A 22,485-nucleotide genomic window follows, 5' to 3' on the forward strand; every position below is an offset into this window, starting at 1 on the left:
GAGTTTCGTTCCTATTTTCGCAGATTTTTCTTACACATGGCTAGGTACTTTTCGTGCAAATCTGTGATTTGAAGCAAAAGATCTGGGTCACTTGGATTATTCTTAACCACATCGTCTGCAAGCGCGAGTCTTTGCTCTCTTGATGCTTGAGAGGCAAGGATAGCGCGAGCTTGTTCTTCACTCACATTGTCTCGTTTCATCGTGCGAGATATCTGTGTATTCGGTTCTACATCAACGACAAGAACTCGATCACACAAACTGTCTAGCTTGTTTTCTACGAGCAACGGCACCACAAGTAACGCATACTCTGAGGTGACTTGCTGCAAATCTTCGATCATCTTTTCACGAATTATCGGGTGCAACAGTGCGTTGAGCCATGCTTTTTCATCTGAGTTTGAAAAGATTTTCTCTCTCAGCTTTGCGCGATCTAAAGTTTGGTCTTCACGAACGATATCGTGACCAAAATGTTCAATAATCGCGTTTAGGCCGGGAGTGCCTGGCTCGACAACTTCTCTTGCTACAATGTCTGCATCGACGATATCGATTTTAAATTGTTGTTTGAACAGATTCGCGACGGTTGTTTTACCGCTAGCGATACCACCTGTTAAACCAATAACCAAAGCCATTTACACTCCTAGAACTGAAGTAAAGTACCAGTTTAAAATCTGGTCGCCCCAAATTAAGCTTATCCAACCAGCAATTGCTAAGTAAGGACCGAAAGGAAAAGCTTTTTCAATTCCCTGTTTTTGCAAGCGTAGTTGAATGATGCCAAATACGATGCCAACCACAGAAGAAAGTAGAATGATCATCGGCAGTGACTGCCAGCCCAGCCAAGCCCCTAGTGCTGCGAGTAGTTTAAAATCACCATATCCCATTCCTTCTTTACCGGTAAGTAACTTAAAGCCCCAGTAAACGGACCAGAGACATAGGTAACCAGCAATAGCACCAATGACAGAATCTTGTAGAGTAACAGGACTTATTTCGACTAATGCTAAGGCAATGCCAGCCCAAGTTAATGGTAATGTTAATTGGTCAGGTAACAACATAGTATCGAGATCGATAAATGTTGCGGCGATTAAGATAAAAGTGAAAAAGAGTAGGGCAACGGTAAAGTAACTAAAACCAAAGTGGTAAGCGACAAAGCCTGAGCAGAATGCAGTGAGCAGTTCAATCAGTGGATAGCGTGCGCTAATGGCTGTCTGACAGTTGTGGCATTTGCCTTTTAAAAGCAGCCAGCTAATCACAGGGATGTTGTCTCGAATACGTATCGGCGTTGCGCACTTCTGACAGGAGGAGCGTGGGACGCTCAAGGTCAGCACTTCTTTAGGAGGTTCTATTTTGTATTCAGGAAATGATTCGGCACATTCGCGTCGCCATTCTAGTTCCATGATTTTAGGTAGTCGATAAATAACCACATTGAGGAAGCTACCCACGATCAGACCGAAGATGGTGGCAAACACAACGAATAGCCAAGGGTAGTACTGGAATACTTCCATATTTGTCTCTTGAGCGATGAGTGAAATCAGCAAGATGCTGTTTTAAAGGAGTTAACAGCTCATTCTAGCCCAATACACTCATTAAGTTAAAGATTGGCAAGTACATTGCTGTCACTAATCCGCCAACAACGATGCCTAAAAAAACGATAATTAGCGGCTCTAGAATTTTACTAAGGTTGTCGACGGTGTTATCGACTTCAAACTCGTAGATAGTTGCAACTTTATTGAGCATATCGTCAAGTCGACCAGACTCTTCACCGATCATGACCATTTGTAACACTAATTCAGGGAACACATTACAGTTACGCATGGCAACATACATTGGCATACCTGCGGCGGTATCACGGTAAACTTCTTCTATGGCGAGTTGATAGTGTAAGTTTCCTGAGGTTTTTGATGTGGTTTTTAAACTGGTTAGAATTGGAATACCCGCTGTAAAGCTTGTGGCGAGTGTTCGACTAAATTTGGCGATAGCGGCTTTTGATAATACAGGGCCCAGAACAGGAAATTTAAGCACAGAGCGGTTGAGCATTAAGCGAAAAGAATCTGAACGCTTAGAGAGGATTCTCGCCGAGATGAATAGACTGATAGAGCCTAGTGCTATAAAGGGGCTCCAGTTTTGTGTCCAGGCGGAAAGATCCAACACTTGCCTGGTAAACCAAGGTAAGTCAGCACCAAAACCAACAAACATTTTTTCGAACTCGGGAATGACTTTGGTGAGCATGATAAACGACACGCCTAACGCTACTAGCACTACCATGGCTGGGTAAATCAGTGCTTTGATCACTTTCGCACGAAGCTGCTCATTTTTTTCTCGGTAGGTGGCTAAGCGCTCGAACACTTCCGCTAAGTTGCCGGATTGCTCACCTGTTGCGATAAGGTCGGTATAGAGTGGGTCAAAGTGTTCACTTGCAGTGCGCATGGCTTTTGACATGGGCGTACCGGCTTCAACGGCGCGTGTCACGCTCATCAAAATGGATTTCATCTCTGCTTTTTTATGGTTTTCTGAGACCAATTTTAAAGCCTGAACTAAGGGCACACCAGTTATCAACATCGTCGAAATCTGACGGGTGAACACCGTGATGTCTCTGCCTTTCACGCGATGGCTGAGTTTAGTGAGAAACGAGATACTGCTTTTCTTTAACTTCTTGATCTTGATGTGCTGTGCGTCTAGACGCTCGCGTACTTCAATTTCTGTCATCGCGAGGGTTTGTCCAGACGTCTTTTTGCCTGAACTGTTGATGCCTTTCCAGCGGAAGTTTTTAAGTTGTGGTGTAGTGCTTTTCATAGAGGTGACTGCTGATTAAAGGATTAAAAATAAAGTACGCGCTGTAGTTCACTAAAACTTGTGATCCCTTGTTTGAGTTTTTCTATGCCCGACATTTGTAACGTGCTCATACCATTTGCGATGGCGAGTTTTTCTAGTTCATGTACCGAGGCACCTTTAATAAGCGCTTCGGAAAGAAATTCATCAAAGCGCATCACTTCATAAATCCCCGTTCGGCCGGAATAACCATGGGTACACTCATTGCATCCATCGGGATTGGCTTTAAAAATGTTGTCGCTTGTTTGAATTCCGAGATGTTGTAGCTGAACGGTAAGCTCTTGCGACTGTTTGCAGTGCGAGCACAGTTTTCGGGCCAAGCGCTGGGCAATAATCAAACTAAGAGATGAGGCCAAGTTAAAGCTTTCTACGCCCATGTTTGATAAACGAATCACCGTTTCAGCCGCAGAATTGGTATGCAAGGTTGAAAGTACTAAGTGACCGGTTTGCGATGCTTTTATAGCGATTTCGGCGGTATCTAAATCACGAATCTCACCGACCATTACTACATCGGGGTCTTGACGTAAGAAAGAGCGCAGGGCTTCGGCAAAACCAAAACCAATCTTAGGCTGAACTTGAACTTGGTTAATGCCCGATAAGTTAATTTCTACTGGGTCTTCTGCCGTGGAAATGTTGATCTCTGGCTTATTGAGAATACTCAGCCCAGTGTACAGAGAAACGGTTTTTCCGCTCCCGGTTGGGCCTGTCATCAGAATCATGCCTTGTGGGCGACGCAGCGCATCCAAGTACAATTGTTTTTGTTGTTCGCTATAACCAAGCTTGTCGATATCCAGTGACGCAGAGCTGCTGTCGAGCAGTCGTAATACAATTTTCTCTCCGAATAGAGTAGGTAGCGTGGATACACGCATATCAATTGCGGTGTCTTGATTCAACTTGAGCTTAATACGCCCGTCTTGTGGTAAACGTCGCTCTGCAATATCAAGTTTAGAGAGGATTTTGATACGAGCAGATAAGCGACGACTTAAGTGGCTTGGCGGCTGCTGTGTTTCGATTAAGATGCCATCGCAACGTAGGCGAACGCGGTACATCTTTTCATAAGGTTCAAAGTGGATATCGGATGCGCCTTTGCGCACAGCGTCCAACAGAATTTGGTTTATGTAACGGCTAACAGGAGACTCATCTTGGCTCAAGTCTTCAATGTTGTCGATTTCATCTGCGCCCACGTCAACCAGATTGGCTAACTCTTCTTGGTTGATCTCTTTTAACCCGGACTTCTCATGACTCAATGAACGACCATATAAGCGTCGAATTGCCGCGCTGAGTTGACGAAAATCCGCCAACACCAATTCAATCTGTAAACCAGTGGCAAAGCGGAAATCGTCTTCTGCTTGTTGGTTCGTGGGGTCGGCAACGGCGAGTAATAACGTTGAAGTCGTACGCTGGAGTGGGAGTGCGTTATGCCGTGTGATTAATTCCCTAAGGCCAAGTTGCTGACAAAGCGAGGCGTACTCGTACTGAGATAACTCGGGCTGATTTAAACCAAAGAGAGAACTTAAGTGCTCAGCGAGTTCGCTTGATGTAAATAATCCAGAACTGAGTAAAGCCTCTGGCATCGAGATGCCAGAGGCTTTGACTTGCTCAAGTAACAGTTCTTCTTGGGCAAAAGTCAGTATTCCAGCTTGACGAAGAACTGTTGATAGGTTGCTTAGCACTTATGAGCAACCTTTAGGTTTAGTTGGTGCTGGCGAGATAGCTGTTACATCTAAACTGCATGTCCAACCGGAACTAGTGTCTCTACTATAAGTGAAAGCTGCACCAGATACAGCACCATTGTTGTGAGTAAATACAACTGTGTTGCCACTTATAGATAGAGTTCCCAGACTGTTAGCACCAGCAGATACTCCTAGGTCACTAGGGCTTGCACCAGATATAGCGCCATTTTCTTGTATATATAATTCGGCAGGAGTGATTACTGATTTTATGGTAGCAAAGCCAGATGCTAGCTCACTCTTCGACACATAATCTTTATATGCTGGGACTGCAATTGCCGACAGTACACCGATAATCGCTACCACAATCATTAACTCAATAAGAGTAAAACCCTGTTGTTTTTTCTGTTTACTGTTTTTCATTTTTAACCCTTTCCTAAAAATTAATAATGCTCTTGCATTGGCGAAAGATTATGGAGAGTTAAGGTTGGTTGAAAATGGGGAAGGGATGGGCTCTCGAGTGAGATAAAACTCTTTGGTGAAAAGTTGCATATCGCATGCAGAGTTTTGCGAGTAGTGCTATTTTTTTAGTGGATAAAAAGAAAGGGCCAATTGGCCCTTTTAAATGATGAATTACTCACAAATCACTGAGTTAGTTGAAGTAATTTGAGATTTGTTGCTTTTATTATTTGAAGCGCATCGAAAGATCCATCGCTTTTAGATGCTTAGTCAACGCGCCTACCGAAATGTAATCGACACCGGTTTCTGCGTATTCTGCGATGGTCTCTAGCGTAATGTTGCCGGAGTTTTCTAAAGCGGCACGACCTGCGTTAATCGCGACGGCTTCACGCATCATTTCTTTTGTGAAGTTATCGAGCATGATGATGTCGGCACCAGCCTCTATCGCTTGTTTCAACTCTTCTAAGCTTTCCGTTTCTACTTCTACCGGTTTGCCTGGGTTAAGCTCTTTCGCTTTTTGGATGGCTTGAGTGATGCCACCACAAGCAATAATGTGGTTTTCTTTAATGAGGTAAGCGTCGAACACGCCGATGCGATGGTTAAAGCCACCACCACACGTCACGGCGTATTTTAGTGCGCTACGCAGACCAGGAATTGTTTTGCGTGTGTCTAGTAGACGACACTCAGTATGCGCGATTTTTTCAGCGTACTCTGCGGTAACTGTTGCGCAGCCAGACAACGTTTGGATGAAGTTCATTGCGTTACGCTCACCAGTCAACAAGTCACGAGCAGGACCTGTCAGCGTGCAAAAGGTTTGGTTAGGCTCGACTTTATCGCCGTCCTTTACGTGCCATTCAATGCTGACCTTACCACCGAGCTGCTTAAAAACTTCATCAGCCCATGCTTGACCACAGAACACACCATGCTCTCGAGTAATAATCGTTGCGGTATTAACCGCATCGGCAGGGATCAAAGATGCAGTAATGTCGTTATCTGCGTCGACACTGCCACCTAGATCTTCTTTTAAGGTATCAGCGACAGAGCGAGTGATCTCTAAAGGGAGTTGTTGTTTAAGGTATTCTAGGCGTTCTTGAATGTTGTGTGTGTTCTTCATCGCAAATCTTGTCTTGAAAGGGAGATGGCAACGAATGATACTCTCCGGTGTCAATAATTTCAGCAGTTAATTTGCAAAGTAGAGAGGTTGATATGCGCCCAATTATAGAGAATGGCTGGCTGACACAGGCAAAGCATGTTCCGTCACCATTTTTTGATGCCCGCTCTGATACAAACGACATCTCTCTACTGGTGGTACACAACATCAGTTTGCCTCCTGGGCAGTTTGGTGGACCATATATAGAGGACTTCTTCACTGGCAAGCTAGACCCAAACGCACATCCATTTTTTGAAGTTATTCACAAAATGGGCGTTTCTGCACATTGCTTGATTAAGAGAAACGGCGAGGTTGTTCAATTTGTTTCTTTTCTCGATAGAGCATGGCATGCCGGTCAATCCAGTTTCGCGGGTAGGGAGCGTTGTAATGACTATTCCATTGGTATCGAGCTTGAAGGGACTGAATTTACTGCCTACACAGAAGCGCAATATCAATCACTTGCAGAGATCACTGAGGTGATTATGCAGTCTTATCCTCAAATCACCCCGCCACGAATTACCGGTCATCAATATATTGCGCCCTTGAGAAAAAGCGATCCTGGTCTAAGCTTTGATTGGGTGAAATATAGACAGCTTATACAGCGTTGATTTGTAGCGAAAGTGTAAATTCAAAAAAGCGAAATAAATAAGGCATACGATCAGGTATGCCTTTTTTTGATACCAGAAATATTAATGATTGTTAAAAGTTAACTACATTTTTACGCTCGTATACGCCGTTTTGGTGAAGAAATAGACTGATAATTTTGTCATTTTCTGTATTTCTTTTCCAAAATTGCTAGCACGTCGACTTCCCATTTGTATGCTTTATGTAATTGGTCATACCAATTCTATTGCTGTTTTAACAGTCGATTGTTATCAGAGTGTTGGAAGTAAGCTCGTTCTATGATTTAGGTCAATTTTCGGCTGGACAGTGGCGTTTTAATTATGTTAATTTCTGCACCAACTTAAAATTGGTATTACCAATTACCTGCAAGAGTAGAAGAACAATAAATTATGGCTTATCAAAGGATTCGTCAGCCAAAACTCTCTGATGTTATAGAACAAGAGTTAGAAAGGTTGATAGTGGAAGGAACATTGTCTCCGGGGCAACAACTGCCTCCAGAGCGAGAACTGGCAAGACAGTTCGATGTGTCTCGTCCTTCAGTCCGAGAAGCCATTCAACGCTTAGAAGCGAAGCGTTTGTTAACTCGTCGCCAAGGTGGCGGAACATTCGTAAGTGAGAATATCTGGAAGAGCTTTTCAGATCCCTTGTTGAATTTGTTGTCTAGTCATTCTGAAACCCAGCTTGATGTGCTTGAGTCTCGTCATGCAATGGAAGGAATTTCAGCTTACTTTGCAGCTTTACGTGGTACCGAAGAAGATTTTGCGCGTATTCAAGGTTGCCTTGAACGCATTAGCCAAGAGCAAGCAAACAACGATATCGAAGCTGAATCTGCGGAAGTGATGCAATTTTTGATCGCTTTGACAGAAGCCGCGCACAACGTGGTTTTGTTGCACATTGTTCGAAGCTTAGCGCCTTTGCTTGAGCAAAATATTCTACAAAATTTTAAATTACTACGTCGCCGCCCAGAAGCGGTCGAGAAAGTCAGTAAACACCGAGCCAATATCGTGGATGCGATTGTTTCTGGTCAGCCTGAAAAGGCGCGAGAAATGTCCCACTCGCACTTGGCTTACATCGAAGAAACATTGTTGGATTTGACTCGAGAAGAGTCTCGACGAGAGCGTTCTCTACGTCGAATTCAGCAGGGTAATGACTCGTAAGAGCGTTACTTAAATAAGTAGATCCAACCAACAGAAGGATAGATCGCCATGTCTGATATGAAGCATGACGTAGATGCACTGGAAACTCAAGAATGGCTACAAGCGCTTGAGTCAGTTGTACGTGAAGAAGGTCTAGAGCGTGCTCAATTCCTATTAGAGCAAGTTCTAGATAAAGCACGTCTAGACGGTGTTGATATGCCAACAGGTATCACAACTAACTACATCAACACGATTCCTGCAGACCAAGAACCAGCATACCCAGGTGACACAACACTTGAGCGTCGTATTCGCTCAATTATTCGTTGGAACGCTATCATGATCGTTCTACGTGCATCTAAGAAAGACCTAGAGCTAGGCGGCCACATGGCGTCTTTCCAGTCTTCTGCTGCGTTCTACGAGACATGTTTCAACCACTTCTTCCGTGCGCCAAACGAGAAGGACGGTGGCGACCTAGTTTACTACCAAGGTCACATTTCACCAGGTATCTACTCACGTGCATTCGTTGAAGGTCGTCTAACTGAAGAGCAGCTAGACAACTTCCGTCAAGAAGTAGACGGCAAAGGTATTCCTTCATACCCGCACCCTAAACTGATGCCTGAATTCTGGCAGTTCCCGACAGTATCGATGGGCCTAGGTCCAATCGCTTCTATCTACCAAGCTCGTTTCCTTAAGTACCTAGAAGGCCGTGGTCTTAAAGATACTTCAGAGCAGCGCGTTTACGCGTTCCTAGGTGACGGTGAGATGGATGAGCCAGAATCACGTGGTGCTATCTCTTTCGCTGCGCGTGAGAAACTAGACAACCTATGTTTCCTAATCAACTGTAACCTACAGCGTCTAGATGGCCCTGTAATGGGTAACGGTAAGATCATTCAAGAACTTGAAGGTCTGTTCAAAGGTGCTGGTTGGAACGTAGTGAAAGTAATCTGGGGTAACAACTGGGATTCACTACTAGCTAAAGATACTTCTGGTAAGCTTCTACAGCTTATGAACGAAACGATCGATGGCGACTACCAAACATTCAAATCAAAAGATGGCGCGTACGTACGTGAGCACTTCTTTGGTAAGTACCCAGAGACAGCGGCACTTGTTGCTGACATGACTGATGACGAAATCTTCGCACTTAAGCGTGGTGGTCACGAGTCTTCTAAGCTATACGCGGCATACAAAAACGCGGCAGAAACTAAAGGTCGTCCAACAGTAATCCTAGCTAAGACTGTTAAAGGTTACGGCATGGGTGAAGCGGCTGAAGGTAAGAACATCGCGCACCAAGTTAAGAAGATGGACATGACTCACGTACTACACCTACGTGATCGTCTAGGTCTTCAAGACATCCTAACTGACGAAGCTGTGAAAGAACTTCCGTACCTGAAACTTGAAGAAGGTTCAAAAGAGTACGAATACCTACACGCTCGTCGTAAAGCGCTACACGGCTACACACCACAGCGTCTACCAAAATTCACTCAAGAATTCATCGTTCCTGAGCTAGAAGAATTCAAGCCACTACTAGAAGAACAGAAGCGTGATATCTCTTCTACTATGGCATTCGTACGTGCACTGAACGTTCTACTTAAGAACAAGAACATTGGTAAGAACATCGTTCCTATCATTGCTGACGAAGCGCGTACATTCGGTATGGAAGGTCTGTTCCGTCAAATCGGTATCTACAACCCGCACGGCCAAACTTACACACCAGAAGATCGTGGCGTTGTTTCTTACTACAAAGAAGCGACTTCAGGTCAGGTTCTACAAGAAGGTATCAACGAGCTAGGTGCTATGTCTTCATGGGTTGCTGCTGCGACTTCATACTCGACAAACGACCTACCAATGATCCCGTTCTACATCTACTACTCAATGTTCGGCTTCCAACGTGTTGGAGACATGGCGTGGATGGCTGGTGACCAACAAGCACGTGGTTTCCTACTAGGTGCAACTGCGGGTCGTACAACGTTGAACGGTGAAGGTCTACAGCACGAAGACGGCCACTCGCACATTTTGGCGGGTACGGTTCCTAACTGTATTTCTTACGACCCAACATTCGCGTACGAAGTAGCAGTAATCATGCAAGACGGTATCCGTCGCATGTACGGTCCAGAACAAGAAAACGTGTTCTACTACCTAACGCTAATGAACGAAAACTACGCAATGCCAGCAATGCCAGAAGGCGCTGAAGAAGGCATCCGTAAAGGTATCTACAAGCTAGAAACTTACACTGGCGACAAAGCGAAAGTTCAGCTAATGAGCTCTGGTACTATCATGAATGAAGTACGTAAAGCAGCTCAAATCCTAAGCGAAGATTACGGTGTTGCTTCTGATGTTTACTCTGTAACGTCATTCAACGAACTAACTCGCGATGGTCAAGATGCAGAGCGTTTCAACATGCTTCACCCAGAAGCGGAAGCAAAAGTACCTTACATCCAAACAGTAATGGGTACTGAGCCTGCTATCGCAGCAACTGACTACATGAAGAACTACGCAGAGCAGGTTCGTGCATACATTCCTGCTGAGTCTTTCAAAGTGCTTGGTACTGATGGCTTCGGTCGTTCAGACAGCCGTGAAAACCTACGTCGTCACTTCGAAGTGAACGCAGGTTACGTAGTAGTAGCAGCGCTAACTGAACTAGCGAAACGTGGCGAAGTTGAGAAATCTGTAGTTGCAGAAGCAATTAAGAAATTCGACATCGACACAGAGAAAACAAACCCGCTATACGCTTAATTAAGAAGGTAGATAAGAAATGGCAATCGAAATTAATGTACCAGACATCGGTGCGGATGAGGTTGAAGTTACTGAGATTCTTGTAAGCGTTGGCGACAAGGTTGAAGAAGAGCAGTCTCTGATCACAGTTGAAGGCGATAAAGCTTCTATGGAAGTTCCTGCTTCTCAAGCGGGTATCGTTAAAGAAATCAAAGTTTCAGAAGGCGACAAGGTTTCTACTGGTTCTCTAATCATGATTTTCGAAGCCGAGGGTGCAGCTGACGCTGCACCTGCTCCTGCGGCAGAAGCAGCTCCAGCAGCAGCAGCTCCAGCTCCAGCAGCAGCGGCAGAACTAAAAGAAGTTCACGTACCAGACATCGGTGGTGATGAAGTAGAAGTTACTGAAATCATGGTTGCTGTTGGCGACAGCATCGAAGAAGAGCAATCTCTTCTAACTGTTGAAGGCGACAAAGCTTCTATGGAAGTTCCAGCGCCATTCGCAGGTATTCTAAAAGAGATCAAAGTTGCAGCAGGCGATAAAGTATCGACTGGCTCACTTATCATGGTATTCGAAACAGCAGGTTCAGGTGCTCCAGCAGCACCAGCGGCAGCTGAAACTCCTGCGGCAGCAGCTCCAGCAGCGTCTGCGACAAAAGAAGTGAACGTTCCAGATATCGGCGGCGACGAAGTTGAAGTTACTGAGATCATGGTTGCCGTTGGCGACACAGTGGAAGAAGAGCAATCTCTAATCACTGTTGAAGGTGACAAAGCTTCTATGGAAGTTCCTGCACCATTTGCTGGTACGGTTAAAGAAATCAAGATTGCAGCTGGCGACAAAGTGTCTACTGGCTCACTAATCATGGTATTTGAAGTCGCAGGGACCCCTGTGGCGGGCGCAGCACCTGCTCCTGCAGCGGCTCCAGCTCAAGCGGCAGCACCTGCAGCTCCAGCTCCTAAAGCAGAAGCTCCAGCGGCAGCAGCTCCAGCAGCGACTGGCGATTTCAAAGAAAACGATGAGTACGCTCATGCGTCTCCAGTTGTTCGTCGTCTAGCGCGTGAGTTTGGCGTTAATCTTTCTAAGGTTAAAGGTTCTGGTCGTAAGAGCCGTATCCTAAAAGAAGACGTTCAAGCTTACGTGAAAGATGCACTTAAGCGTCTTGAGTCTGGCGCAGGTGCAGCAGCATCTGGCAAAGGCGACGGCGCGGCTCTTGGTCTACTACCATGGCCAAAAGTGGACTTCAGCAAGTTTGGTGAGACAGAAGTTCAACCGCTATCTCGCATTAAGAAGATCTCTGGCGCTAACCTACACCGTAACTGGGTAATGATCCCGCACGTTACACAGTGGGATAACGCAGACATCACGGCTCTTGAAGCATTCCGTAAAGAGCAAAACGCGATTGAAGCGAAGAAAGACACTGGCATGAAGATCACACCACTTGTGTTCATCATGAAAGCGGTAGCTAAAGCGCTTGAAGCGTTCCCAGCGTTCAACTCTTCTCTATCAGAAGACGGTGAGAGCCTAATTCTGAAGAAATACGTGAATGTTGGTATTGCGGTAGATACACCAAACGGTCTAGTTGTTCCTGTATTTAAAGATGTGAACAAGAAAGGCATCTACGAGCTATCTGAAGAGCTAATGGCTGTTTCTAAGAAAGCACGTGCAGGTAAGCTAACTGCTGCTGACATGCAAGGTGGCTGTTTCACTATCTCTAGCCTAGGCGGTATCGGCGGTACGGCGTTTACTCCAATCGTAAACGCGCCAGAAGTTGGTATCCTAGGTGTGTCTAAGTCAGAAATGAAACCGGTATGGAACGGTAAAGAGTTCGAACCGCGTCTACAACTTCCACTATCTCTATCATACGACCACCGTGTGATCGATGGTGCTGAAGGTGCGCGCTTCATCACTTACCTAAACTCATGTCTATCTGACATTCGTCGTCTAGTTCTGTAATAGAAATTAGATGAATGAGAGGCGGCAACTTAGCCGCCTCTGCTAATCATAATTACCGACAATTTGGTTATCAGCCTTGCTTCGTTCAGGGTTTTCACAATCGAATTGTTGTCTAGCTCACAGGCTAAATTGATTTACTTTTCACACCATTAACATCTCTGTAAACTGTTAGCGGTCTGAAAATAACTGTTTAAAACAAATCTCTCTTAAACATAAAAAATCGATACCCACTCAGCCTGTTAGGGATAATGACTACAAGAGGTCAAAATGAGCAAAGAAATTAAAGCCCAAGTTGTTGTACTTGGTTCTGGTCCTGCTGGTTACTCCGCTGCATTCCGTTGTGCGGACTTAGGTCTTGAAACTGTACTAGTTGAACGTTACAGCACGCTTGGCGGTGTATGTCTGAACGTGGGTTGTATCCCATCTAAAGCACTGCTTCACGTTTCTAAAGTAATTGAAGAAGCGAAAGCGATGGCTGACCACGGCGTTGTGTTCGGTGAGCCTCAAACAGACATCAGCAAAATCCGCATCTGGAAAGAAAAAGTTGTTAACCAACTAACTGGCGGCCTAAGCGGCATGGCTAAGATGCGTAACGTAACAGTAGTTAACGGTTACGGTAAGTTCACTGGCCCTAACTCTATCCTTGTAGAAGGCGAAGGTGAGCCAACAGTTGTTAACTTTGACAACGCAATCGTTGCGGCTGGTTCTCGTCCAATCAAACTGCCATTTATCCCGCATGAAGACCCACGTATTTGGGACTCTACTGACGCTCTTGAACTAAAAGAAGTGCCAGAAAAACTGCTTATCATGGGTGGTGGTATCATCGGTCTAGAAATGGGTACGGTTTACCACTCTCTAGGTTCTAAAGTTGAAGTTGTTGAAATGTTTGACCAGGTAATTCCTGCAGCAGACAAAGATATCGTGAAAGTATTTACTAAGCGTATCAAAGACAAGTTCAAGCTAATGCTAGAAACGAAAGTAACAGCAGTTGAAGCAAAAGAAGACGGTATCTACGTTTCAATGGAAGGCAAGAAAGCGCCAGCTGAAGCTGAGCGTTACGATGCGGTTCTAGTTGCTATCGGTCGTGTACCAAATGGTAAGCTAATCGACGGTGAAAAAGCGGGTCTAGAAATTGACGAGCGTGGCTTCATCAACGTTGATAAGCAAATGCGTACTAACGTTCCTCACATCTTCGCGATCGGTGATATCGTTGGTCAACCAATGCTTGCTCACAAAGGTGTGCATGAAGGTCACGTAGCTGCTGAAGTTATCTCTGGTAAGAAGCACTACTTTGACCCTAAAGTTATTCCTTCAATCGCGTACACTGAGCCAGAAGTGGCTTGGGTTGGTAAGACTGAGAAAGAAGCAAAAGAAGAAGGAATCAAGTACGAAGTGGCAACATTCCCTTGGGCTGCATCAGGTCGTGCAATCGCATCTGACTGTGCAGACGGTATGACTAAGCTAATCTTCGACAAAGAAACTCACCGCGTAATCGGTGGTGCTATCGTTGGTACTAACGGTGGTGAACTACTAGGCGAAATCGGCCTTGCAATTGAGATGGGCTGTGATGCAGAAGATATCGCTCTGACTATCCACGCTCACCCAACTCTACACGAGTCTGTAGGTCTAGCTGCTGAAGTATTTGAAGGTTCTATCACTGACCTGCCAAACAAAAAAGCAGTTAAGAAGAAGTAAGTTTTTTCTGACTGAATGATAGAAGCCGCTGCATTGCAGCGGTTTTTTTATGTTTGTTAGTTAGGAATATAAAACGTGTGTTCAGCTGACAGCAGACAATAAAAAGCCCACCAAACGGTGGGCTGATATATATCGTGAGTTAAGCTTTAGTGTTCACGGTTGTAAATGCAAAGCATGTCTAAGTATGAACTAACAAGGTGCTTAAGTTCCGCTTCACTTTTTGCACGGTTCGCTTGGACAAACAGTGAGTAACAAATACCGTGGAACAAGTTTGCCAAGTGTTCTGAATCGTGCTGGTCACATACTTCGCCACGTTCAATTGCTTTAATGAACATGTTTTGTACCAGCAACTGGTTAGTACGGTTAGTTGAAACAAACAATGGCCATACTTCATCACGTGTTGAAGCGCTCCACTCGAACCAAACTTTTAGCCAGTGACAATCTTGGCTGACAAGCTCGATCATCGCATTAGTAATATTGGCGATGTTTTCACGCGCGTGTAAGTCTAAGTCAATGTTATCCGATAGGAAGTTCGAGAACTGACGTACGACGTGGTTGAGTACTTCATCAACTAAGTCTTCACGAGTCGGGAAGTAGTTAAAAACGGTCGCCACAGAAACTTGAGCAATTTCTGCGATATCTGCGTGACCACCACGACCGATGCCGCGGCGCGCAAACACTTCCAATGCGATTTCCATTAACTGTTGCTTACGTTTGATCGGGGAAAGCCTAGTTCTAGGTCTCTTTGCAATTGAGTCCATATCCATTTTCCTTGCCATTTGAGTTGATATTGGGGATAACCCCCTAATTGATTATTTTAATAGTTGCTTAAAGCAGTGATGAGTGTAATGGTGCATATCAACAAGGTCAACATCTGTAGAACAATTTATATACAGTAATGTCATTATTATTGATAAAATTAGCTATGAACTTTATAAAACTAAGACCTTCTTCCAAGATTTTTTGGCAACAGGATGTGACTTTCAACCCAATGAACGTGGTGATACACTACACGCCGTAAGATTAGGTGATCGTTTGCGTGCGACTTACCTCAACCCACAAATTAGATTGAGCACAGTATGAAACATACAATAGAAGTCATGATTTCTGAGCAAGAAGTTCAGGAACGAGTTCGTGAATTAGGCAAACAAATTACAGAGCGTTATCAAGGTAGTGAAGATCTTGTGTTGGTAGGCTTATTGCGTGGCTCATTTGTATTTATGGCAGACTTGGCACGTGCTATCGAACTGACTCACCAAGTTGATTTTATGACAGCGTCAAGCTACGGCAACACAATGGAAAGTTCACGTGACGTTCGTATCTTGAAAGATTTGGATGATGACATCAAAGGCAAAGACATTTTGCTTGTTGAAGACATCATTGATACAGGTAACACACTAAATAAAATCCGTGAGATCTTATCGCTGCGTGAGCCGAAGTCTATCGCGATTTGTACGCTCTTAGATAAACCATCTCGTCGTGAAGTGAATGTTCCTGTGGATTGGATTGGTTTTGAAATCCCAGATGAGTTTGTCGTTGGTGTGGGTATTGATTACGCGCAGAAATACCGCCACTTACCATACATCGGTAAAGTTGTACCTCAAGAATAATCATTGAGAGCAGCATTAAAAATATAAAAAAACGCCCATCTCAGATGGGCGTTTTTTGTTCAATTTTTAGATGTAGCTTAGCGACAAAGCAGCTTGTTGTCTGTATTTAGAATCGTCGAAAGAGCTTTCTGATAAGACGCTTCTACGGTTTCCTTCGAGTTAGAACGAATGCCTAAGTACTCTAAGCGACCATCTTCAATTCCGTATACCACGCCATGAATTTCAACATCTTGCCCACGCTCCCAAGCGTTTTGCAGGATGGTTGAGTTACCCAAGTTGTACACTTGCTCTGCGACATTAAGCTCGCCTAGTTTATCTGCTCGATCTTGCTGCGGCATTTGATCTAGGTAAGTGCGGTGTTTGAAATAGATATCTCTGATATGTAACAGCCAATTATTAATAAGACCTAGCTTAGGGTTATCAATGGCAGCGTTTACGCCACCACAGCCATAGTGTCCACAGACAATGATGTGCTTAACCTTAAGAACGTCTACGGCGTATTGAACGACGGACAGACAGTTGAGATCAGTATGGATGACTTGGTTTGCAACATTCCGATGAACGAATAGTTCACCCGAGTATAGTCCGGTTAGTCGCTCGGCAGGGACACGGCTATCAGAACAGCCAATCCAAAGAAAATCGGGCTTTTGACCCTCTGCGAGTTTTGCGAAGTATTCAGGTCGATCAGATTTGATCTCTTGAGACCATTTTGAATTGTTTTCAAATAACTGTTTAATTTCCGGCATCTTGCAAACTACTTCCCTTAAAAGACAAAAGCGCTGCCGCTTATATGAACATGCAAGCGATCAGTGTTGTAACTATACACAATGTTACAATTTCGATCTCGTTAAATATTCGTCAGACAGGACTCATCTGACTAGTTTTCATCAATAAAAACGTAAAATTAGGCCTAATTATTTGTGGTGTGAATTTAGCCTTAATCTATTTATGGTTTAAATTTTCGCCTGGCTCGTTAAAGTAATGACATTTTACTTTTTAAAATTGAATGCAGGGAAATCAGCAGTGTTCGGTAGTCGTTTTGAAGATATTAATTTCAAAGGGGATGTATTTGGCGGGGTAACCACGGCGATTATCTCTCTTCCTTTGGCGTTAGCGTTCGGTGTTGCATCCGGTGCAGGGGCAGAAGCAGGCCTCTGGGGCGCAATAATGGTCGGTTTGTTTGCTTCGTTGTTTGGTGGTTCTAATACGTTAATATCAGAACCAACAGGGCCAATGACGGTAATCATGACCGCTGTGTTAACCAGTATGATGGCGAAGTATCCAGAAACGGGCATGGCCATGACCTTCACGGTTGTTATGATGGCTGGCGCGTTCCAAATCCTATTAGGGACGTTAAAACTGGGTAAATACGTTACCTTGATGCCATATAGCGTGATTTCGGGCTTTATGTCAGGGATTGGCGTGATTCTTATCATTTTGCAGCTATCACCTTTGATGGGGCATGCTGCTCCTTCTGGAGGAGTGCTCGGAACATTATCTGCTTTGCCGGAAACCATTTCTAACCTTAAGTTCAGTGAACTGTTTTTAGGTCTACTGACTTTGGGGATTCTCTTTTTCTTCCCTAAGCAATATCGAAAATATGTACCAGCGCAACTCGTGGCGTTGGTTGCGGTGACTTTGTTGTCTGTGATGCTCTTCGATATGGAAGACATTCGTCGTATCGGTGAAATCCCGGCAGGATTGCCTTCTCTCGTTGCACCTCATATTGATCCAGATATGTTTGTTGAGATGGTTATTGATGCGTTGGTGCTCGGCACCTTAGGTTGTATCGATACTTTGTTAACGGCGGTTATCGGTGATTCCTTGACTCGTAAAGAGCACGACTCAGACAAAGAACTGCGAGGCCAAGGTCTTGCCAACATGATCTCAGGCTTGTTCGGTGCACTACCTGGCGCGGGCGCAACCATGGGCACGGTGACTAACATTCAAGTTGGGGCTCGTTCGCCATTGTCCGGTGTGATTCGTGCACTTATGCTTGCATTGGTCGTATTGGTTGCGGGTGGATTAACGGAGCCGATCCCAATGGCTGTGTTGGCTGGCATTGCAGTATATGTCGGCTTTAACATTTTGGATTGGAGTTTTATTCAACGAGCACACAAGGTTAGCTTTTCCGGAATGGCGGTAATGTATGGCGTTATGTTGCTCACAGTGTTCGTTGATCTTATCGTTGCCGTGGGCTTGGGCGTCTTTATTTCCAACATTATTATCATTGAGCGTCTGAGCCGAGAACAGGCGAGACAAGTGAAAGCGATCAGCGACGCGGATGAAGACGATGTGCCGCTAACTGACAGCGAGCGTGGCTTGCTTGATCGCGCCAATGGCAAAGTACTGTTCTTTTATCTTTCGGGCCCAATGATCTTCAGTGTTTCTAAGGCAATTTCACGCCAGCACTCCAGTATTTCGGATTATGATGTGATGATTCTCGATCTTACCGATGTACCTATGATTGATGTTACTGTCGGTTTAGCGTTAGAAAACGCGATTAAAGATGCGCTCGATGCTAATTGTGCCGTGTATTTGTTGTGTCCAAATGAGCGCACGCGAGAACAGCTAGAAAAGTTCCACGTTATTGATCTTGTCCCGAATGACAATATGTACCAATTCCGTTATGAAGCATTGAATGCGGCGGTAGCACATGTCGAGGCGGACCAGTATCAGCGTATAACGGCGTAATCACTCTGATCGTTAAAAACGCAACAGCGCTCTGTTGCGTTTTTTATTCCCTAACTTTTCCTTACTTGCAGATAACCTTTACGTTGATAGGGACTATATTTCCAATATTATCGAAAGGTTTAATTGTAATCATCGTTATTCAACGATAAACTGATGGACCTCCAGTACAATACCCAAGGCGATTTCGTAGTAAACCGCTGATAAACATTGAGTCGGTATTAGTAATCACAAACAAACGGCAATCACGACCTTATGTACGCATTAGAAATTGAACAGCTGCGCAAGACGTATGCAGGTGGCTTTGAGGCGTTAAAAGGTATTAGTCTCCAAGTGAAAAAGGGTGACTTCTACGCGCTTCTGGGTCCCAATGGTGCAGGAAAATCGACCACGATCGGCATCATCTCTTCCTTAGTGAACAAAACTTCTGGGACGACGAAAGTTTTCGGTTATGACATTGATACCGACCTTGAGTTGGCCAAACAGAATTTAGGCTTGGTGCCACAAGAGTTCAACTTCAATCAGTTTGAAACTGTTGAACAAATCGTGATGCAGCAAGCGGGCTATTACGGTGTGTCTAAAGTATTAGCCAAAGAACGAGCTGAAAAGTACCTGAAAAAACTCGATTTATGGGAAAAACGTAAAGAGCGTGCCCGTAATTTATCTGGCGGAATGAAGCGCCGTTTGATGATCGCCCGAGCTTTGATGCACGAGCCGCAGTTGCTCATTTTGGATGAACCAACGGCTGGGGTGGACATTGAACTACGCCGCTCAATGTGGGAATTTCTGAAAGAGATCAACCAAGAGCAAGGGATTACGATTATTTTGACGACGCACTACCTAGAAGAAGCGGAGATGCTGTGTCGAAATATCGGCATTATCAACCGGGGTGAGTTGATTGAAAACACCACCATGAAGGCGTTGCTAGGTAAGTTAAGCGTCGAGACATTTATCCTAGACATTGAATCTGAAGGCGAGGTGCCTGAGCTTGAAGGCGTCAATCGACAAAGTATTGTTGATGGCTCTTTAGAGATAGAGCTAGATAAAAGCCAAGGATTGAACTCAGTGTTCAGTCAGTTAACAGAGCATGGTATTAGAGTTCTTTCAATGCGTAACAAAGCCAACCGACTGGAAGAGTTGTTTGTCAGCATTGTAAGAGAAGGGAGTAAGTAAATGTACGGTTTATATTGGACGGCATTTCGTAGCTTGCTGAGCAAAGAGATCACCCGTTTTACGCGTATTTGGGTGCAAACTTTAGTACCGCCAGCTATCACAATGACACTGTATTTCATTATTTTCGGTAATCTTATTGGCTCTCGAATCGGTGAGATGAGCGGCTTTAGCTACATGGAGTACATAGTTCCAGGTTTGATCATGATGTCGGTGATCACCAATTCATACTCGAATGTGGCGTCTTCGTTCTTTAGTGCAAAACTACAGAAGAACATTGAAGAGCTGCTGGTGGCACCGGTGCCAAATTACGTGATTATTGCTGGATACGTAATGGGCGGTGTGACTCGAGGTTTGTTAGTTGGCGCTATTGTTACCTGTGTGTCTCTATTGTTTGTGGATCTGCAAGTTGAACACTGGGGCATTATTGTTGCGACCGTCTTCATGACATCCGTTGTATTTGCTCTAGGCGGGTTGATCAATGCGGTCTATGCAAAAACGTTTGATGATATTTCGATCATTCCTACATTTGTGTTGACCCCGTTAACCTACTTGGGTGGTGTTTTTTATTCCATCAGCTTACTGCCTGAATTTTGGCAAGGTGTCTCTAAGATTAACCCAATCGTCTACATGGTGAATGCGTTCCGTTATGGTTTTTTAGGCGTATCGGATGTGGGTATTGTCACCTCATTCAGTGTGCTTGCGGTGTTTGTGATAGCGCTGTATGCCGTTGCTCATTACTTAGTAACGAAAGGTATTGGGCTAAGAAGCTAAGACTCTCCCACACAACAAAGAGCAGCGAATCATGCTGCTCTTTGGCATGCATAACAATACATACCCATACAATCATTCAGTTTTTATCATGATAGGTTTCAATCATTTGTAATAAATGAGTGACCCTATGAATATTGTCCCGCCGCCGCCTTTCTCCTATCAGTTACTTAAGCCCAAATATTGGTCTGTATGGCTGGCATTTGGATCTTTAGCGATTCTTGTTAATGTACTGCCATACATAGTATTGCGAATCTTAGGTAGAAGCATCGGTTGTGTTGCGATGCATGTAATGAAGCGCCGACACAAGATCGCTCTGCGTAATCTCCAGCTGTGTTTCCCTGATTTTACGGACTGGCAATGTAAGGACGTAGTACGAAAAAACTTTCAATATACGGGAATGGCGATCATCGAAACGGGGATCGCCTGGTTTTGGCCAGATTGGCGGATACGTCGGATAACCTCTATTGTTGGAAAAGATCGTTTACTCGCTGAGGAAAAGAATGGCCGTGGTGTGTTGGTGGTGTGCAGTCACCATTTAAACTTGGAGATAACCGCTCGTATTTTTAGCCAGTGTGCCAAAGGTTATGGCGTTTATCGCCCAAATTCGAACCCTGCTTATGAGTTTATTCAACATCGAGGTCGAACTCGTTTTGGGCATCAAATGATTGATCGAAAAGACGTTAAATCAATGCTCAAAGTTCTGAAAAATGGTCATCGACTGTGGTATTTGCCCGACCATGATTATGGCGTCAGCCATTCTGTTTTTGCGCCGTTCTTTGCTGTTGAACAAGCCGCGAGTACCGTGGGCTCTAGTGTGCTTATAGACGCAACAAAGTGTGCGGTCATATCTGGCGTCACAGTGAGCAAGAATCACCATTACACGTTATATATTGGAAAAGATATCAGTGAGCGTTTCGAGAGGCGTAATGCGATTAAAGCGGCAAGTATCTTGAACCAAGAGCTTGAGAAAATGATAAAACGTGATATTCCAGCGTGGATGTGGCTGCACAAGCGGTTTAAAACACGCCCTGAAGGGTTAGATTGCGTCTATACGTAGAAAATAAAAAAGGTCGACTAAGAGTCGACCTTTTTACGTCTTGATGGCTCAGAGCTTACTCTGCGCTCTCTGAGTTTGTATTACTAGACTCTGCTTCTTCCTTCGCTTCGACAACCATATCTACCGTTTGGTTATCGATAAGACGAGCTTTGCCTAAGAACGCAGACATCAGAATGACGGCTTGTGTCGTTTCTGGTGTGATCACTTGTAATGTACGAGCATCACGAATGAAGATCTCATCAGGGTGCAAACCTGCAGCTCGCAGTTGGTCGCTCGCATCTTCGATGATCGATGCGTAGTCATCACGGCCGCCACGAATGGCACTGCTGATCCAACGCATTGTACGAGCAAGTACTGGCGCACGTTGACGTTCGTCAAGTGTAAGCAGACCATTACGTGAGCTCATTGCTAAACCGTCCATTTCACGTACGGTTGGTACACCGATGATTTCAATGTCCATCGCAAGATCGACAACCATCTTGCGGATAACAGCAAGTTGTTGAAAATCTTTCTCACCAAAACAGGCCACATCTGGCTGAACGATGTTAAATAGCTTGTTTACGATGGTTGTGACGCCACGGAAATGACCAGGGCGTGAAGCCCCTTCTAAAATAGTCGATAGACCCGGAACATCAACAAACGTTTGTTTATCAAGCCCTTCAGGATAGATAACTTCTGGTGTCGGCGTAAATACCACATCGACCCCTTCAGAGGTTAACTTGCTTAAGTCTTCCTCTAGCGTACGCGGGTAATTATTTAAATCGTCTGCACGATCAAACTGCATCGGATTAACAAAGATGCTTACGACAACGATATCAGCGTATTCGCGTGCTTTACGCACTAAAGTTAAGTGACCTTCGTGAAGGTTGCCCATGGTTGGGACAAACGCAATTTTACGACCTTCACGTTTAAAGGTTTTAAGGTGTTCACGAACTGCTGAGATTTCCGCAAAAGTTTGCATGCATT

Annotated in this window: 19 protein-coding genes; 10 read left to right on the plus strand and 9 right to left on the minus strand. The window is 44.6% G+C overall.

What is annotated here, in order from left to right:
- Positions 1-11: 11 nt before the first annotated feature.
- From coaE to nadC, 6 genes are all read right to left on the minus strand, one after another.
- Positions 12-626, minus strand: a complete 615-nt coding sequence (gene coaE, locus NL644_RS08885) for a dephospho-CoA kinase (RefSeq protein ID WP_047008979.1) — start codon at positions 624-626, stop codon at positions 12-14.
- Positions 627-1,496, minus strand: a complete 870-nt coding sequence (locus NL644_RS08890; RefSeq protein ID WP_012841418.1) for an A24 family peptidase — start codon at positions 1,494-1,496, stop codon at positions 627-629. It abuts the gene before it with no gap.
- A 64-nt stretch (positions 1,497-1,560) separates the two neighbouring features.
- A complete protein-coding gene (locus NL644_RS08895; RefSeq protein ID WP_017635918.1) occupies positions 1,561-2,784 on the minus strand; it encodes a type II secretion system F family protein in 1,224 nt (407 codons plus the stop codon).
- A gap of 23 nt (positions 2,785-2,807) precedes the next feature.
- Positions 2,808-4,493 (minus strand): type IV-A pilus assembly ATPase PilB, encoded by a 1,686-nt coding sequence (pilB, locus tag NL644_RS08900; protein ID WP_253658323.1) that lies wholly within the window; start codon positions 4,491-4,493, stop codon positions 2,808-2,810.
- Positions 4,494-4,913 (minus strand): prepilin-type N-terminal cleavage/methylation domain-containing protein, encoded by a 420-nt coding sequence (locus tag NL644_RS08905; protein WP_114323620.1) that lies wholly within the window; start codon positions 4,911-4,913, stop codon positions 4,494-4,496.
- A gap of 262 nt (positions 4,914-5,175) precedes the next feature.
- Complete coding sequence (gene nadC / locus NL644_RS08910) at positions 5,176-6,063, minus strand: carboxylating nicotinate-nucleotide diphosphorylase (RefSeq protein ID WP_253658324.1); 888 nt, start codon at positions 6,061-6,063, stop codon at positions 5,176-5,178.
- Positions 6,064-6,155: 92 nt separating this feature from the next.
- Between nadC and ampD the strand changes: the two genes are divergently transcribed.
- The 5 genes from ampD to lpdA all read left to right on the plus strand — a co-directional run bounded on the left by ampD (position 6,156) and on the right by lpdA (position 14,217).
- Positions 6,156-6,707 carry a 1,6-anhydro-N-acetylmuramyl-L-alanine amidase AmpD gene (ampD, locus tag NL644_RS08915; RefSeq protein ID WP_005396682.1) on the plus strand — a complete coding sequence of 184 codons (552 nt, stop codon included), beginning with the start codon at positions 6,156-6,158 and terminating at the stop codon, positions 6,705-6,707.
- A gap of 405 nt (positions 6,708-7,112) precedes the next feature.
- Entirely contained in the window at positions 7,113-7,880 is a 768-nt protein-coding gene (gene pdhR / locus NL644_RS08920; RefSeq protein ID WP_005396680.1) for a pyruvate dehydrogenase complex transcriptional repressor PdhR, read from the plus strand.
- A 48-nt stretch (positions 7,881-7,928) separates the two neighbouring features.
- Positions 7,929-10,592, plus strand: a complete 2,664-nt coding sequence (gene aceE / locus NL644_RS08925) for a pyruvate dehydrogenase (acetyl-transferring), homodimeric type (protein WP_005396679.1) — start codon at positions 7,929-7,931, stop codon at positions 10,590-10,592.
- A 19-nt stretch (positions 10,593-10,611) separates the two neighbouring features.
- Positions 10,612-12,522: a pyruvate dehydrogenase complex dihydrolipoyllysine-residue acetyltransferase gene (gene aceF, locus NL644_RS08930; protein ID WP_253658325.1), complete on the plus strand. Its 1,911-nt coding sequence runs from the start codon at positions 10,612-10,614 to the stop codon at positions 12,520-12,522.
- A 267-nt stretch (positions 12,523-12,789) separates the two neighbouring features.
- On the plus strand, positions 12,790-14,217 hold the full coding sequence (gene lpdA, locus NL644_RS08935) for a dihydrolipoyl dehydrogenase (protein WP_005379993.1): 1,428 nt from the start codon (positions 12,790-12,792) through the stop codon (positions 14,215-14,217).
- A 146-nt stretch (positions 14,218-14,363) separates the two neighbouring features.
- Here lpdA and opaR read toward each other — a convergent pair whose 3' ends face one another.
- The gene (gene opaR / locus NL644_RS08940; protein ID WP_031780576.1) at positions 14,364-14,978 is read right to left on the minus strand and encodes a transcriptional regulator OpaR; all 615 of its coding nucleotides are present in this window, start codon (positions 14,976-14,978) and stop codon (positions 14,364-14,366) included.
- 318 nt (positions 14,979-15,296) lie between these two features.
- On the opposite strand from opaR, the gene hpt reads away from it, so the two are divergent.
- Entirely contained in the window at positions 15,297-15,827 is a 531-nt protein-coding gene (hpt, locus tag NL644_RS08945; RefSeq protein WP_005379995.1) for a hypoxanthine phosphoribosyltransferase, read from the plus strand.
- 77 nt (positions 15,828-15,904) lie between these two features.
- Here hpt and can read toward each other — a convergent pair whose 3' ends face one another.
- Complete coding sequence (can, locus tag NL644_RS08950; RefSeq protein ID WP_005379996.1) at positions 15,905-16,573, minus strand: carbonate dehydratase; 669 nt, start codon at positions 16,571-16,573, stop codon at positions 15,905-15,907.
- Between the two features lie 277 nt (positions 16,574-16,850).
- Between can and NL644_RS08955 the strand changes: the two genes are divergently transcribed.
- The 4 genes from NL644_RS08955 (at position 16,851) to NL644_RS08970 (ending at position 21,519) form a co-directional block, all read left to right on the plus strand.
- On the plus strand, positions 16,851-18,521 hold the full coding sequence (locus tag NL644_RS08955) for a SulP family inorganic anion transporter (RefSeq protein WP_253658326.1): 1,671 nt from the start codon (positions 16,851-16,853) through the stop codon (positions 18,519-18,521).
- A 252-nt stretch (positions 18,522-18,773) separates the two neighbouring features.
- Positions 18,774-19,691: an ABC transporter ATP-binding protein gene (locus NL644_RS08960; RefSeq protein ID WP_047008973.1), complete on the plus strand. Its 918-nt coding sequence runs from the start codon at positions 18,774-18,776 to the stop codon at positions 19,689-19,691.
- Positions 19,692-20,462, plus strand: coding sequence for an ABC transporter permease (locus NL644_RS08965; RefSeq protein ID WP_005396714.1), 771 nt, complete (start codon positions 19,692-19,694; stop codon positions 20,460-20,462).
- 127 nt (positions 20,463-20,589) lie between these two features.
- On the plus strand, positions 20,590-21,519 hold the full coding sequence (locus NL644_RS08970; protein ID WP_253658327.1) for a Kdo(2)-lipid IV(A) acyltransferase: 930 nt from the start codon (positions 20,590-20,592) through the stop codon (positions 21,517-21,519).
- A gap of 55 nt (positions 21,520-21,574) precedes the next feature.
- Here NL644_RS08970 and panC read toward each other — a convergent pair whose 3' ends face one another.
- Entirely contained in the window at positions 21,575-22,480 is a 906-nt protein-coding gene (gene panC / locus NL644_RS08975) for a pantoate--beta-alanine ligase (protein WP_005396717.1), read from the minus strand.
- Positions 22,481-22,485 lie beyond the last annotated feature (5 nt).

This window comes from Vibrio sp. Y10_XG_PY6 (assembly GCF_024181795.1).
GTDB lineage: Bacteria > Pseudomonadota > Gammaproteobacteria > Enterobacterales > Vibrionaceae > Vibrio > Vibrio diabolicus.